This is a genomic window from Actinomadura madurae (assembly GCF_900115095.1).
GTDB classification, from domain to species: Bacteria; Actinomycetota; Actinomycetes; order Streptosporangiales; family Streptosporangiaceae; genus Spirillospora; species Spirillospora madurae.
In genome coordinates this window covers 39,494-53,577 of the sequence record NZ_FOVH01000012.1, presented here as the reverse complement: position 1 = coordinate 53,577, position 14,084 = coordinate 39,494, and the positions used below count along the sequence as shown (strand labels likewise).

General features: G+C 74.8%; 13 protein-coding genes. 10 read left to right on the top strand and 3 right to left on the bottom strand.

The features are described 5' to 3' along the window. Positions 1 to 43: 43 nt before the first annotated feature. Together BM339_RS29790 and BM339_RS29785 are read left to right on the top strand one after the other, a co-directional pair. Positions 44 to 1,852 (top strand): serine/threonine-protein kinase, encoded by a 1,809-nt coding sequence (locus tag BM339_RS29790; RefSeq protein WP_075023005.1) that lies wholly within the window; start codon positions 44 to 46, stop codon positions 1,850 to 1,852. 84 nt (positions 1,853 to 1,936) lie between these two features. Further along, positions 1,937 to 3,547, top strand: coding sequence for an amidohydrolase family protein (locus BM339_RS29785; RefSeq protein WP_075023004.1), 1,611 nt, complete (start codon positions 1,937 to 1,939; stop codon positions 3,545 to 3,547). A 52-nt stretch (positions 3,548 to 3,599) separates the two neighbouring features. On the opposite strand, the gene BM339_RS29780 is transcribed toward BM339_RS29785, so the two are convergent. Together BM339_RS29780 and BM339_RS29775 are read right to left on the bottom strand one after the other, a co-directional pair. Next, positions 3,600 to 4,193, bottom strand: a complete 594-nt coding sequence (locus BM339_RS29780; protein ID WP_075023003.1) for a TetR/AcrR family transcriptional regulator — start codon at positions 4,191 to 4,193, stop codon at positions 3,600 to 3,602. Further along, the gene (locus BM339_RS29775) at positions 4,183 to 4,959 is read right to left on the bottom strand and encodes an SDR family NAD(P)-dependent oxidoreductase (protein ID WP_075023002.1); all 777 of its coding nucleotides are present in this window, start codon (positions 4,957 to 4,959) and stop codon (positions 4,183 to 4,185) included. Before BM339_RS29775 ends, BM339_RS29780 begins: the two co-directional genes overlap by 11 nt. Positions 4,960 to 5,055: 96 nt before the next feature. On the opposite strand from BM339_RS29775, the gene BM339_RS29770 reads away from it, so the two are divergent. Beyond that, positions 5,056 to 5,598, top strand: a complete 543-nt coding sequence (locus BM339_RS29770; RefSeq protein WP_075023001.1) for an HXXEE domain-containing protein — start codon at positions 5,056 to 5,058, stop codon at positions 5,596 to 5,598. Here the strand turns inward: BM339_RS29770 and BM339_RS29765 are convergent. Then, positions 5,578 to 6,207, bottom strand: coding sequence for an HNH endonuclease family protein (locus BM339_RS29765; protein ID WP_021599417.1), 630 nt, complete (start codon positions 6,205 to 6,207; stop codon positions 5,578 to 5,580). The two genes, BM339_RS29770 and BM339_RS29765, sit on opposite strands and share 21 nt — an antisense overlap. A gap of 255 nt (positions 6,208 to 6,462) precedes the next feature. Between BM339_RS29765 and BM339_RS29760 the strand changes: the two genes are divergently transcribed. From BM339_RS29760 to BM339_RS29730, 7 genes are all read left to right on the top strand, one after another. After that, positions 6,463 to 6,795 carry an ArsR/SmtB family transcription factor gene (locus tag BM339_RS29760; protein ID WP_021599418.1) on the top strand — a complete coding sequence of 111 codons (333 nt, stop codon included), beginning with the start codon at positions 6,463 to 6,465 and terminating at the stop codon, positions 6,793 to 6,795. A 109-nt stretch (positions 6,796 to 6,904) separates the two neighbouring features. After that, positions 6,905 to 7,387 (top strand): NADH-quinone oxidoreductase subunit B family protein, encoded by a 483-nt coding sequence (locus BM339_RS29755; protein ID WP_075023000.1) that lies wholly within the window; start codon positions 6,905 to 6,907, stop codon positions 7,385 to 7,387. Continuing rightward, entirely contained in the window at positions 7,384 to 9,411 is a 2,028-nt protein-coding gene (locus tag BM339_RS29750; RefSeq protein WP_256255512.1) for a proton-conducting transporter transmembrane domain-containing protein, read from the top strand. Before BM339_RS29755 ends, BM339_RS29750 begins: the two co-directional genes overlap by 4 nt. Positions 9,412 to 9,419: 8 nt before the next feature. Then, positions 9,420 to 10,361, top strand: a complete 942-nt coding sequence (locus BM339_RS29745; protein WP_021600051.1) for a respiratory chain complex I subunit 1 family protein — start codon at positions 9,420 to 9,422, stop codon at positions 10,359 to 10,361. Between the two features lie 17 nt (positions 10,362 to 10,378). Next, a complete protein-coding gene (locus BM339_RS29740) occupies positions 10,379 to 11,041 on the top strand; it encodes a hypothetical protein (protein ID WP_021600052.1) in 663 nt (220 codons plus the stop codon). Next, on the top strand, positions 11,038 to 12,528 hold the full coding sequence (locus tag BM339_RS29735) for a proton-conducting transporter transmembrane domain-containing protein (RefSeq protein WP_075022999.1): 1,491 nt from the start codon (positions 11,038 to 11,040) through the stop codon (positions 12,526 to 12,528). The genes BM339_RS29740 and BM339_RS29735 overlap by 4 nt, the downstream gene beginning before the upstream one ends. 1 nt (position 12,529) lies before the next feature. After that, a complete protein-coding gene (locus BM339_RS29730; protein WP_083598080.1) occupies positions 12,530 to 14,080 on the top strand; it encodes a hydrogenase large subunit in 1,551 nt (516 codons plus the stop codon). Positions 14,081 to 14,084 lie beyond the last annotated feature (4 nt).

Here is a 14,084-nt window from a genome sequence, read left to right as displayed (position 1 = left end):
GGTTGTGCAACACAGGACCGCGGCGCGGGGGCCGGAGGTGCCAGTGAACGGGTGGCGGGTCGACGGGTTCGACGAGGTCAGGGAGCTGGGCGCGGGGGCACAGGGGCGCGTGGTGCTCGCCGTCCCGCACGGCGCCGGGAACGCGCGGGTCGCGATCAAGTACCTGGCGCCCGCGCTGCTGGCGGACGAGCGGAGCCTCGCGGTCTTCCGGCGCGAGGCCGAGACGCTCGCCCGGGTCGGCGACCCGAACGTGGCCCGCTTATACCAGTACGTGGAGAATCCGCAGGGCGCCGCGATCGTCATGGAGGCCGTCGCGGGCGCGTCACTGCGCGAGGTCCTGGACCAGCAGGACGGCCAAGGGCTGGCTCCCGAGGCGGCGCTGACCGTCCTCAAGGGCTCGCTGCTGGGCCTGGCCGCGGCGCATGCCGTCGGGGTGGTGCACCGTGACTACAAGCCGGCGAACGTGGTCGTCCAGCCGGACGGCGCCAGCAAGCTCATCGACTTCGGCATCGCCGTCCTGACGGGCCAGGGCTCCCGCGCGGGCACGCCCGCCTACATGGCGCCGGAGCAGTGGCAGGGCGGCCCGGCCTCCCCCGCCACCGACCTCTACGCCGCGAGCTGCGTCTTTTACGAGTGCCTCACCGGCGCGAAGCCGTACCGCGGCGGCACCATCGCCCAGCTCATGACGCAGCACCTCAACGCCCCCGTCCCGTTCCAGGACGCGCCGGAGCCGCTGCGCCCGCTGCTGGCACGCGGCCTGGCCAAGGACCCCGGCCGGCGGCTGTGGAACGCCGGCGAGTTCGTCGCCGAGCTGGAGCGGCACGCCGTCGCCGCCTACGGCCCGGACTGGGAACGGCGGGGCGTCCGGGCACTGGCCGCGGCGGTGGCCGCGCTCGCGTCCGCCGTCCCGCTCGCGATGCTGGGCTCGTTCGCGGCCGAGGGCACGATGCCCGCCACGGCGGCCCCCGGCTCGGTCCCCCTCCAGCAGAGCGCGGCCTCGCACGCCGCCGACGCGGTCGCGCGCCCCGGACGCGGGTTCTTCAAGCGGGCGGGCGGCACCAAGACCGTCATCGCCGCGGCAGCCGCGATCGGCGCCGCGGCGGCCATCGCCGGCGGGTTCGTCATCGCGGACCGGCGATCGGGCACCTCCACGGAGGTCAGTCCCAGCACCCGCGCGGGCGGCGGCGGCAGCCCCACGGCGACCGCCACCGCCGGGGGGCAGGCGACCGGCCGGTTGCGCGTCGGCTTCCGCAATCCCGGGCCGCTGGGCGCCGGCGCCAACCCGACCGCGGCCTACGACCTCACGGTCGAACCGGCGAACGTGGCCCCGGGAGCCACCCTCAAGATCACCGTGACGGTCACCCACGCGGCCCCGGGCTGGCTCATCTTCTTCGTGGGGGAAGACCGCAACACGGACACGCGCATGAGCTTCTGGCCGACGCCGCCGGCGGCTCCCGGAAAGCTGCCGGAGGGCGACGGCACGGTCATCGTCAGCCGGATGGAGCTGACCGGCGATCAGTCGGACCCTCAGCCCGGTGGCCAGACGATCACCAGGGTGACGCTCGTTCACACGGCGACCGTCCCGGCCGGAACCGTGCGGCCGGGCCGGTACCTGGTGTCGCCGTTCGTCCCGCTGGCGGTCACGAACATCCAGAGCGAGGGCGGGAAGCGGCACTCCGCCGCCTCCGTGGGCGCCTACGTGGAGGGCTCGCTGCCGGCGGTCACCGTTCTCGGCGGCTCCGGGCCCGCACCGGTGACCTCCACGCCCGCGCCGCCGCCGACCACGCGCGGGCCCGCGCCGTGCCCGACGATCACTCGCGCCGACGGGAGCCGGATCGTCCGCTGCAATTAACGTGAGAAAAGTTCATTCTTCCTCAGATCGGGGCATATCTCCCTCAGCTTCTGGACCGCTCCCACCTGCCCCCCGAGGTGCCAGATGTCCTTCGGCCATGCCCTCCGGCGCGCGGCGTCCGTGCCGCTCGCGCTCGCCCTCCTCTTCTCCATTCTGACCCCCGCCGCCCGCGCTTCGGCGCCGGCACGCGCGCCCGCGACCGGGGAAGTGCGCGGCTACCTCGACGCCCACACCCATCTGATGGCGTACGAGGCCTTCGGCGGACGGCTGATGTGCGGCAAGCCGTTCGACCCGGCCGGGATCCAGGCGGCCCTGCGCGACTGCCCCGACCACGCGGGCAACGGCGCGCTCGCCATCTGGGAGAACTTCACCAGGCACGGCACTCCGTTCGGCACCCACGACCCCACCGGCTGGCCGACGTTCAAGGACTGGCCGGCCTGGGACTCGCGCACCCACCAGCAGGCCTACCACACGTGGCTGGAGCGGTCCTGGCGCGCCGGGCAGCGCATCCTCGTCAACCACCTGGTGGCCAACCGCCAGCTCTGCGAGATCTACCCGCTGAAGGGGAACGCCTGCGACGAGATGGACGTCATCCGGCTCCAGGCGCGGCGGATCCAGGAGATGCAGGCGTACATCGACGCGCGCAGCGGCGGCCCCGGCAAGGGCTGGTTCCGGGTCGTGCGCGACTCCGCGCAGGCCCGTGAGGTCATCGAGGACGGGAAGCTCGCCGTCGTCCTCGGCGTCGAGACGTCCGAGCCGTTCGGCTGCCGCGTGATCGGCGGGAAGCCGCAGTGCACGCGCCAGGACATCGACCGCGGGCTGGACGAGATGCAGAATCTCGGCGTCGCCTCCATGTTCGTCTGCCACAAGTACGACAACGCGTTGTGCGGGGTGCGCTTCGACGGCGGAACCACAGGGGCGTTCGTCAACGTCGGCAACTTCCTCGGAACCGGACGGTTCTGGCAGGTCGAGAGGTGCACCGGCGCCGCGCACGACAACACGATCGCGCCCGCGGGCGGGCTCGGCGACACGTTCGCGGAGCTGCTGCGCCTGCTCGGCCTGGCGGGGATCACGCTGCCGGTGTATCCGAGCGGCCCGCACTGCAACGTCCACGGGCTCAGCGCCCTCGGCGAGCACATGGTGCGGGGCATGATGGAGCGCCACATGATCGTCGAGGTCGACCACATGAGCGTCAAGGCCGCCGACGCGACCCTCGGCCTCCTGGAGGACGCGCGCTACTCCGGCGTCATCTCGTCCCACAGCTGGACGGACGAGACGTACCTGAGCCGCATCTACGCGCTCGGCGGCATGGTGACCGGCTACGGCACCGCCGCTGACCGGTTCGCCGCGGAATGGAGGCGCAACAAGGAGCACCGCGACCCCCGCTACCTGTTCGGCTACGGCTACGGGCTCGACGCGAACGGCATGGGCGCTCTTCCGCCGCCGCGCGAGAACAACGGCGCGAACCCGCTGCGCTATCCGTTCACGTCGCCGATCGACCCGTCGGTGACGCTCGACCGCCAGCGCACCGGGCTGCGCACCTGGGACCTCAACACCGAGGGCGTCGCGAACTACGGGCTCGTCCCGGACTGGCTCGCCGACATGCGCACCGTCGCCGGGCAGGGGCTCATCGACGACATGGCAAGCGGCGCCGAGGCGTACCTGCGGATGTGGCGGCGCGCCGAGAACCGGTAGCGCCGCGCGGGAAGGCCGCCGTCGCCATGGCGGTCGCGGGCTCGGCGCGCCGTCACGGCTGGAGCGAGCGCCAGATCCGGGGCGGCAGGACGGCCGCGGCCTCGTCCAGATCGACGGCCTCCGGCGCCGACAGCCAGCGCCGCGCGGTCTCGGCGACGGGGCCGATGAGCAGCATCTCCGTCATCACCGGCGACAGCCGGGCGACGCGGCCGGCGGCCGCGTGCGGGGCCATCCACGCGGTGAGGCGCGCGATGCGGGGCGCCTTCGACTCCGCGAGCATCGCCGTATGGTCCGGCAGGAACGCCGCGTACGCCGACGCATGGATGAACCTGGCGGCGTCGCCGCGCTCCCGGGTGAACCGCAGGTACGCGCGCGTCACCGCCTCCACGCCTGCCCGCGGGCCGGTGACCCCGTCGAGCGCGTCCAGGAGTGCGTCGAGCAACTCGGCCATGCAGCGCGCGTAGAGGGCGGCGGCGAGGCCGTCGAACGAGCCGAAATGGTGGTAGAGGCTGCCGCTGCTCATCCCGGTGGCCGCGATGACCGCCTTCATCGTGAAGCCCTCGTGCCCGCGTCCGGCGTGCACCCGGAGCGCCTCGGCCAGGATCCGCGCGACGGTTTCGTCCGTGCCCCGGTGCTTAGGCGACATCGAGCACTTTCTCGGCGTCGCTCCAGAGCCTGGCCGCCAAGGGCGCGTCGAGGGCCTTCGCCTTCAGCGGCGTCTCCTTCCTCACGTTGAAGTACCGGCCCGTCCCTTCCGCGGTGATCAGGTCCGCGACGGGCGGCCCGCTCTTCGCGGCGGGCTTCAGCGTCCACTTGACCGTCTTCAGCATGGCCCCGAAGAGGCCCGTCCGGGCGCCGAGATCCGTCCGCAGCACTCCGGGATGCACCGCGTCGATCGTCACCCCCGCGCCCTTCCACCGCTCGGCGAACAGCGGGACCATCATCAGGTTCGCCAGCTTGGTGTTCGCGTAGGTGTGGACGGCGTGGAAGTCGTCCCCGGTCGGCGTCCTGTCCGCGTCCACCCGCCCGGCGACGTACAGGCCCGCGCTGACCTGCACCACCCGCCGCAGCCGCTTCTCCAGCAGCCGGTTCAGCAGGAACGGCGCGAGATGGTTGGTGAAGAACGCCTGCTCGAACCCGTCCTCGGTGAGCACGCGCCGGCTGGGCCAGACGCCCGCGTTGTGGACGAGCACGTCGACCTCGGACAGCTCACCGGCCAGCTCCCGCACGGCCCGCACGGACGACAGGTCGCCCACGACCAGCTCCGCGCCGATCTCCCTCGCGGCGGCCGCCCCCGCGTCCGGCCGCCGCGCCACGATCACCACCCGGTGCCCCCGCCGGGCGGCCTCGCCCGCCACCGCGCGTCCCACACCCCGGTTCCCGCCGGTGACGGCGACCCGCACCTCGCTCATACCGGGGCATCGTAGTGATTTACAGAGAGCTTCTCTAGAACAAGTCTCTACTTACCTTCTCCGGTTCCGTTACCGAACTGCCAGACTGGCGGCGTGATGCGAGATGCCGGGATCGGACTGCTCATCGCCTGGGCGGTACACGACGCCGAGGAGATCGCGGCCGGGCCGCGCTGGATCCGGACGCACCTGCCCGAGTTGCGCGAGCGGTTCCCGCAGGCGCCCGACGCCGTGTGGCGGTGGATGGAGTCGGTCGACGAGCGCGAGTTCGCCGTCGCCGTCGCCCTGATGGGGGCGCTCGTCGCCGGGGCGGCGGTCGACGGGCAGCGCACCGGCGGACGGTCCGCCGCGTACCAGACCGCGCTCGCCGGGTTCGGGCTGCACGGCCTGGTCCATCTCGGGCAGGCCGCCGCGCTGCGGCGGTACACGCCCGGCTCGGTCACCTCGGCCCTGGTGGTCGTCCCGTACACGGTGTGGGCCCGCGCCCGGCTGCGGCGCCGGGGCGTGCTGCGTCCCGCCCGGACGCGGGACGCGGCACTGGGCCTGGCGTTCGCCGCCGCCGGCGTCGCCGGAGCGCACCTGGCCGCCCGGCGGATCACCGGGCGGCCGGCGGCTGACGGCTCAGCAGGTGTTGAGCATTGACGTGAGGGCGCTCTTCTCCGCGCTGTCGACGCTGAGGTCGTAGTACCACTTCACCTGGATCCACGCGCGGGCGTAGGTGCAGCGGAACGCGGCGCGCGGCGGCTGCCACTCGGCCGGGTCCTTGTCGCTCTTGGACTGGTTGACGTTGTCGGTGACGGCCCACAGCTCGGGCCCGCCGAGGTCGTTGGCGTAGGTCTGGCGGCGGGACGTCGTCCAGGCCCAGGCGCCGGACGCCCACGCCTCGGCGAGCGGCACCATGTGGTCGATGTCCAGGTCGGACGCGGCGGTCCAGGTGGCGCCGTCGAAGGGCGAGTACCAGGAGCCGGACGTCGCGGCGCAGGACGAATTGGTGACGACGTTCGTGCCGTCCCGTTTCAGGACGGTCTCGCGGGTGTTGCACGCGCCGGAGATGGTGATCCAGTGCGGGAACAGGTCGCGGTCGTAGGAGTCGGCGTGCGACTCGGCGGCGACGGTGAGGGTGGCCAGGCGGCTCGCGGCCGTGGCGGCGGACGGGATGTTCGGCGGTGTCGCGGACGCCGGCGCGCCCAGGGCGCCGATCAGCGCCGCGCCCAGGGCGGCCGGGAGCAGGAACAGCGGCAGGCGTCGCATCGGGGGAGCCCTTCCGCGGCCGTTCCCGGCCGGGGCGGGGCGCCCGGCGGGGGATCGGGAACGGCGGCACTGCGACGGTGACATTTACGGCAAAGCGGATAAATATCACCGATTGCCCAGCCGCTCCCCCGCCCTTGGTCGGAAGCTGCCAGAGGCTCGCAGGGGAGGTGCGATCAACGGATTGCTAAAATCGGCAAGCGCCCGGGGATTCCGCCGCGGCGGCCGGAAGTAGCAGACGGATGGGGGTCGGCCGGCATGAGCACCCCGCTGTACCAGCTGAAAGCCGAGTTCTTCAAGACGCTCGGCCACCCCGCGCGGATCCGGGTCCTGGAGCTGCTCAGCGAGCGCGAGCACGCCGTCTCGGAGATGCTGCCCGAGGTCGGCATCGAGCCGGCGCACCTGTCCCAGCAGCTCGCCGTGCTGCGCCGGGCGAACCTGGTCGTCTCCCGCAAGGAGGGGTCGGCCGTGTACTACTCCCTCACCAGCCCGCATGTCGCCGAGCTCCTGGCGGTCGCCCGCCGGATCCTGACCGGGGTCCTGTCCGGGCAGGCCGAGCTGCTGGAAGACCTGCGCTCGTCCGCCGGCTGACCCGGACCGCCCGTCTCGCCCGGCAGGCGCCCGATGTCGCACTACTGCGCACTTGCTAATATTCGCAACTGTCAATGTACTGAATCACGTATGGGGGCCGGCGGGCGCGATGGGGTTGTTGAGCAGGATCAAGGCGGCGGGGCGGATCGCCGAGGAGGCACCGCCCGCGCCCGCCTCGCCCGTCCCCGGGGACGTCCGGCGGCTGGGCGGCTCGGTACAGGTCCGGCATGTGGACGCCGGGTCGTGCAACGGCTGCGAGATCGAGGTCGGCCAGGCGTTCTCCCCCGTCTACGACGCGGAGCGGTACGGCGCCCGGCTGGTCGCCTCGCCCCGGCACGCCGACGCGCTGATGGTGACCGGGCCCGTGACCCGGAACATGGCCGACGCACTCACGGCCTGCCACGACGCGATGCCCCGCCCGGGACTGGTGATCGCGCTCGGCGACTGCGCGCGTGACTGCGGGGTGTTCAAGGGCGGGGCCGGCGTCCAGGGCGCGGTCGGGGACGTGCTCCCGGTCGACGCCGAGGTGCCGGGCTGCCCGCCCCCGCCGGACCGGATCATCGCCGCGCTGCGCGGCCTGACCGGCCGGTGAGCGCGGCCCTGAACCCCGTCCCGATCGCGCTGGCGGTGTCGGCGTCCTGCACGGCCGCCGGCGTCCTCGCCGCGATGGCGCCGCGGACCGTCCGCGCCCGGCTGGTGGGCGCGGCCGTGGCGCTGTCCGGCACCGCGGGCGCCGTCGCCGGGGCGGCGGCGCTGGCCGGACGGTCCTGGACGGCATGGTGGCCGGACGTGCTTCCGCTCGCGGGCGCCCGGCTGGCCGCCGACCCGCTCGCCGGCTGGTTCCTGCTGCTCGTCGGGGCGGTCACCGCGGCCGTGGGCGTCTACACCGCGGGCTACGCCGGGACGGGCGGGCACGGGACGTCCTCGCGCGGCCAGCTCGCCGTGCTGCCCCTGTTCACCGCCGCCATGGCCGCGGTGCCGCTGGCGGCGAGCGTGTCGACGTTCCTGTGGCTCTGGGAGCTGATGGCGGTCGCGTCCCTCGTCCTGGTGGTGGCCGAGCATCGCGCGAGGCCGTCGGTGCGGAGCGCGGGCGTCTGGTACGCGGCGATGACGCACGCCGGGTTCGTCGCGATCCTGATCGGTCTCGCGTGGCTGGCGGCGGCCTGCGGCGGGGAGTCCTTCGCCGCGATCCGCGCCGCCGCGCCGGACCTGCCGGAACCGGTCCGGGCCGGGGTGTTCCTCCTGGCCGCCGCCGGGTTCGCGTCCAAGGCCGGGCTGGTGCCGCTGCATCCCTGGCTGCCGAAGGCGCACGGCGAGGCGCCGAGCCACGTCTCCGCGCTGATGAGCGCGGCGATGGTGAAGCTCGGCGTGTACGGGCTGGTCCGCGTCGGGCTCGACCTGCTCGGCGGCGGTCCCGTCTGGTGGTGGCTCGTCCTCGGCGCGCTCGCGTCCGTGTCGGCCCTCTACGGCATCCTCCAGGCCGTCCTGGCCTCCGACCTGAAACGGCTGCTCGCCTACTCGACCTGCGAGAACGCCGGGCTGATCGTCCTCGGCGTCGCCGCCTGCGGGACGTTCGCGGCGCTGGACCTCCCGGCGCTCGCGGGCGTCGCGCTCGGTGCGGGGCTCCTGCACGCCCTCAACCACGCCGCGTTCAAGACGCTGCTGTTCACCTCGGCCGGGTCGGTCGTGCACGGCACCGGGGAGCGCGACCTGGACCGGCTCGGCGGGCTGTCGGCGCGGATGCCCGCCACCACGGGCCTGTTCGCCGCCGGGGCGCTCGCCGCGGCGGCGCTCCCGCCCGGCAACGGCTTCGTGTCGGAGTGGCTGCTGCTGCAGTCCCTGCTGGGCGGGCTGTCCGGACGGCATCTCGTGGTGATGATCGCGGCGCCCGTCGCGGTCGCGGTCGTCGCGCTGTCGGCGGGGCTCGCGGTGGCGACGTTCGTCAAGGCGCTCGGCACCGGGTTCCTCGCCAAGCCGCGCGGCGAGGCCGCCGCGTCCGCCCGGGAGGCCCCGGCGCCGATGCTCGCCGGGATGGGCCTGGCCGCCGCCGCGTGCGCCGTCCTGGCGGTCGCACCCGCCCTGACGGGTCCCGCCCTCGAACGGATCGGCGGGACGCTCGGCATGGGGGACCCGCTGGACGGCTCCGGTACGACGCTGCGGCTGGACGGCGTCGAGGGCACGCTCGGCCCGGCCTGGATCGCGGTGGCCCTCGCCGTGCTGGTCGCCGCGATCGCGACCGGCGCGCGGCTGCTCGGCGCGCGGCGGCGGGCGGCCGGGCGGGCGTGGGACTGCGGCTACGAAGGCCTGACGGCCCGGATGGAGTACACGGCGACGAGCTTCGCGGAACCCCTGCAGCGGGTGTTCGACGACGTGATGCGCCCCGAGCAGGACATCGACGTCACCCACCATGTCGAATCGGACTACCTGGTGAAGAGCGTCGGCTACAGGAGGGCCGTCCCCGACCGGATCGAGGCGCACCTGTACCGGCCGCTCCTCCGGTTCGTCCGCGCGTGCGGGGTCGCGGCCCGGGGGCTCGCGACCGGGAGCGTCCACCGCTACCTCGTCTACATGTTCACCGCACTGCTGGTCGTGCTGGCGGCGGGGGTGGTCCGATGACAGGCCCGATGACAGGCACGGTCGCGCTCGCGCTCCAGGTGATCCTGGTGGCGGCCGGGGCGCCGCTGCTGATCGGGCTGATGCGGCAGGTGCGGGCCCGGCTCGAAGGGCGGGCGGGCGCGGGCGTCCTGCAGCCGTGGCGCGACCTGCGCAAACTCGCCCGCCGGGAGCCGATCAGCCCGCCCGGCTCCGGGGTCTTCTTCACCGCCGCGCCGCCCGTCCTCGCCGCGACGAGCCTGCTGGCCGCGGCGGTGATCCCGCTGGTGTCCACCCGCACCCCGCTGGACGGCTCCATCGACCTGATCGCGGTCGTCGGGCTGCTGCTCCTCGGCACCGTCGCGCTCGCGCTCGCCGGGCTGGACACCGGGACGGCGTTCGGCGGGATGGGCGCCAGCCGCGAGATGACCATCGCCGCGCTGGTCGAGCCCACTCTCCTGCTGTCGGTGCTCGCGCTGTCGGTCCGCGCGGGGACGACCAACCTCGGCGCGATCGTGGAGGCCGGCGTGCACGACCCGTCCCGGGTCGTCTCCCCCGCCGGGGCGCTGGCCGCCGCCGCGCTCGCCATCGCGGTGCTCGCCGAGGCGGGCCGGCTGCCCGTCGACAACCCCGCCACGCACCTGGAGCTGACCATGGTCCACGAGGCGATGACCCTGGAGTACTCCGGACGGGACCTCGCGCTCGTGGAGTGGGCGGCCGCCGCCCGCACGACGCTGCTGCTCGGCCTGCTCGCCACCCTGTTCCTGCCGTGGGGCGTCGCCACCGGCACCGGACCCCTCGCGCTCCTCACGGCCACCGCCGCGTTCGCCGCGAAAACGGGCCTGCTGGCCGCCGGCCTCGCCGCCGCCGAGGTGTGGCTGGCCAAGGTGCGGCTGTTCCGCGTCCCGGAGCTGCTGGCCGGGTCGTTCGTGCTCGCCCTCCTGGCCGTCATGGCCTCCTTCATGCTCGTCTGACCGGAGAACCGATCCCCGTGAACCAGGCACTGTTCGAACAGCTCCTCGACCTCGCGGCCGGCGCCTTCCTGCTGACCGCCGTCGGGGTGCTGTGGCGGCGGGAGCTGACCGCGCTGATCCGGCTGCTCGCCGCGCAGGGCGCCGCGCTCGCCGCGATGGTCGCGCTGCTGGCCGCCCACGAGCGCGACGCCGAACTCGCCGCCGTCGCCGTCGTCGTCGCGACCCTGAAGGCCGTCGTGGTGCCGCGCCTGCTGCGCCGGACGCTCGCCGGCGACGGGCGGCCCCGCGAGACCGCGCCGCTGGTGAACGTGGCCGCCTCGCTGCTGGCCGCCGCCGGTCTGGTCCTGCTCGCCTACGCCGCCGCGCAGCCGCTGGTGCGGCTCGCGGACCCGGCGGGCGGGCGGGCCGCGCCCGCCGGCCTCGCCGTCATGCTGATCGGGTTCTTCGCCCTGGCGACCCGCCGCCGCGCGCTGTCGCAGATCACGGGGTTCCTGCTGGTCGACAACGGCATCGCCGCCACCGCGTTCCTGGCCACCTCCGGGGTGCCGCTCATCGTGGAGCTCGGGGTGTCGCTGGACGTGCTGCTGGCCGTCCTCGTCCTCCAGGTCCTCACCACCCGGCTGCGGACCGCGCACGGCGTGGCCGACCTCGACGAGCTGCGGGAGCTGCGCGACTCATGACCCCTGTCCTGTACGCCCCGATCGCCGTCCCGGTGGCCGTGGCCGCCCTCTGCGCGCTCGCCGGGCACCCCCGCCGGACGGCGTGGGTCGCCCGGGCCGCCCGGTGGTCGAGCACGGCGTCCGCACTCGCCCAGCTCGCCGCCGGGATCGCGCTCGGCACCGCCGTCGTCCAGGACGGACCGCTCGCCTCCGGGCCGCTGCGCGCCGACGGGCTGTCGGCGTTCATGGTGCTGGTGATCGGCGCGGTCGCCGTCATCGCCACCTGGTCCGCCGCCCACGACCTCGCGCCCGGCGGCGACCCGGCCGCCGTCCGGCGGCATCTCGTCCTGGTGCAGCTGTTCCTCGCCGCGATGGCCGCGGCCGTCCTCGCCGACAACCTCGGCCTGGTGTGGGTGGCCCTGGAGGCCACCACCATCGTCACCGCGTTCCTCGTCGGCCACCGCCGCGACCGGGCCGGCGCGGAGGCGGCCTGGAAGTACATGGTGCTGTGCTCGGTCGGCATCGCGCTGGCGTTCCTCGCCACCGTCTGCCTCAACATCGCGTCCCTGCACGCGGGCGCGGAGGGGTCCGCCGCCCTGGACTGGAGCGCGCTGAGCCAGGACGCGGCCCGCCTCGACCACGACGTGCTGCGCCTGGCCGCCGCACTCGCCGTCCTCGGCTTCGGCACCAAGGCGGGGCTCGCGCCGATGCACGCCTGGCTGCCCGACGCGCACAGCCAGGCGCCCGCGCCCGTGTCCGCGCTCATGTCCGGGGTGCTGCTCGCCGTCGCCTTCACCCAGATCCTGCGGTACAAGGCCATCGCCGACGCCGCGCTCGGCCCCGGCTACATGCGGGCGCTGCTGGTGGCCGCCGCGCTGCTCTCGCTGGCCGTCGCCGCCGCGCTGCTGATCGGGCAGCGCGACTACAAGCGGATGCTGGCCTACTCCTCCATCGAGCACATGGGCCTCGCCGCGCTCGGCGCCGCCGCGGGCGGCCCGCTCGCGACCAGCGCCGTCCTGCTGCACCTGCTCGGCCACGGCCTCGGCAAGGCGGTGCTGTTCTGCGGCGCCGGCCACATCCTCGCCGCCACCGGGACGAGCCGGATCGCCGGCGCGCGCGGGCTCGCGGCCCGCTGGCCGGCGCTCGCCGCCGCGTTCGGCCTCGGGCTGGCGGCGCTGCTCGGCCTGCCGCCGTTCAGCCTCTTCGCCTCCGAGATCGGCATCGCCCGCGCCGCCTTCGGCGCGGGCCTCGGCTGGGCCGCCGCCGCGGCGTTCGCGCTGGTCCTGGTCATCGCCGCCGCGCTGGCGAAGCACGGCGCCGCCATGATCCTCGGCGCCGCGCCCGCCCCGGACGGCGCCGCGCCCGCCGCCCCATCCGCCATCAGGGCCCGTCCCGCCGCGCTCGCCCCGCTCGTGACCGGGCTCGTCGCGTGCGCCGCGCTGGGCCTGGCGCTCGGGCCGCTGAACGCCCTGCTGACCGCCGCCGCCGCAGCCGTGGGAGCACCCTGACATGATCGACGACCTGCTCGGCTCCGCACGTCCCGCGGGCTGGAAGCGGCTCAGCGCCGACACCGCCACCGCCGACCTGCCCGGACGTTTCGCGGCGCTGCGTGACGCCGGGTACGGGCTCGCCTCCGCCGCCGCCCACCACGACCCGGACGGGACGCTCCGCGTCGTCTACCTGCTGGTCGAGGCGGGGTCCGACGCGCGGGTCGAACTCGTCGTCCGGCCGGACGGGGACCCGCCCGCCGTGCCGTCCCTCGCCGCGCTGAGCTTCCCGGCGGGCCGGTTCGAGCGCGAGATGCACGACCTGTTCGGGATCACCCCGGCCGGCCATCCGCTGCCGCGCCGCCTCGTCCGGCACCCGCACTGGCCGCGCGGCTGGTACCCGATGCGCGCCGACGCCGCCGACCCGCCCCCGCCGTTCGGCGACCCCGAGCCGTACCCGTTCCTCACGGTCGAGGGGCCGGGCGTCTACGAGATCCCGGTCGGGCCGATCCACGCGGGGGTGATCGAGCCCGGCCACTTCCGGTTCTCGGTCGTGGGCGAGACCATCCTGAAGCTCAAGGCGCGGCTGTGGTTCACCCACAAGGGCACCGAGAGGCTGTTCCAGGGCGCCCACCCCGCCGACAAGCTCGCGCTGGCCGAGCGGATCAGCGGCGACACCGCCGTCGGTCACGCCCTGGCGTACTGCCTGGCCGTCGAGGACGCGACGGGCTGCCTCGTCCCGCCGGAGGCGCAGCGGATCCGGGCGGTCCTGCTGGAACTGGAACGGCTGCACAACCACGTCGCCGACCTCGGGGCGCTCTGCAACGACGTCGGCCACTCCGTGCTGCACGCCCACGCGCTGCGCCTCCGCGAGATGCTCCTCCGGCTCAACGAGGAGCTGACCGGGCACCGGCTGCTGCGCGGCGGGATCGTGCTCGGCGGCGCGGCGCTGCGCGCCCTGCCCGCCCCCGGGCGGCTCCGCGACCTCGGCGGCGAGGTCCGCGACCTGGCCGGCCTCGCCCTGTCGCGCACCATCGTCCGCGACCGGTTCACCGGGACGGCCGTGCTGGACCGCCGGGAGGCGGCCGGCCTCGGCACGCTCGGCTACGTCGCCCGCGCGAGCGGCATCGACGCCGACGCCCGCAGGGACCATCCCTTCACCGACGCGTACGCGGACCTCGGCGGCACCCTGGCCGTCCACACCGAGACCGGTGGTGACGTGATGGCGCGGTTCCTCGTCCGCGCCCGGGAGATCGAGACGTCCATCGACGTCATCGCCGCCCTCGTGGACGGGCTCGCCCCCGGCTGGTACCCCGGCGCCGCCACCGGCTGGCCGCCCCGCCGCCCGCTCACCGGACCGGCGAGCGGCGCCGGCATCGTGGAGGGCTGGCGCGGCCGGATCGTCCACCGGGTGGAGGTCACCGCCGACCGCCGGCTGACGCGGGTCAAGGTCGTGGATCCGTCGTTCTTCAACTGGCCGGCGCTGCCCGTCGCGCTCCGGGACACGATCGTCCCCGACTTCCCGCTGGCCAACAAGAGCTTCAACCTCTCCTACGCCGGCAACGACCTCTGAGGCC

What these genes read in the sequence shown, in the direction of transcription:
- BM339_RS29735 (WP_075022999.1), top strand. Translation starts at nt 11,038, where the DNA reads ATGACCCCTGTCCTGTACGCCCCGATCGCCGTCCCGGTGGCCGTGGCC.
- BM339_RS29745 (WP_021600051.1), top strand. Translation starts at nt 9,420, where the DNA reads ATGACAGGCACGGTCGCGCTCGCGCTCCAGGTGATCCTGGTGGCGGCC.
- BM339_RS29775 (WP_075023002.1), bottom strand. Translation starts at nt 4,959, where the DNA reads ATGAGCGAGGTGCGGGTCGCCGTCACCGGCGGGAACCGGGGTGTGGGA.
- BM339_RS29780 (WP_075023003.1), bottom strand. Translation starts at nt 4,193, where the DNA reads ATGTCGCCTAAGCACCGGGGCACGGACGAAACCGTCGCGCGGATCCTG.
- BM339_RS29770 (WP_075023001.1), top strand. Translation starts at nt 5,056, where the DNA reads ATGCGAGATGCCGGGATCGGACTGCTCATCGCCTGGGCGGTACACGAC.
- BM339_RS29765 (WP_021599417.1), bottom strand. Translation starts at nt 6,207, where the DNA reads ATGCGACGCCTGCCGCTGTTCCTGCTCCCGGCCGCCCTGGGCGCGGCG.
- BM339_RS29755 (WP_075023000.1), top strand. Translation starts at nt 6,905, where the DNA reads ATGGGGTTGTTGAGCAGGATCAAGGCGGCGGGGCGGATCGCCGAGGAG.
- BM339_RS29760 (WP_021599418.1), top strand. Translation starts at nt 6,463, where the DNA reads ATGAGCACCCCGCTGTACCAGCTGAAAGCCGAGTTCTTCAAGACGCTC.
- BM339_RS29730 (WP_083598080.1), top strand. Translation starts at nt 12,530, where the DNA reads ATGATCGACGACCTGCTCGGCTCCGCACGTCCCGCGGGCTGGAAGCGG.
- BM339_RS29785 (WP_075023004.1), top strand. Translation starts at nt 1,937, where the DNA reads ATGTCCTTCGGCCATGCCCTCCGGCGCGCGGCGTCCGTGCCGCTCGCG.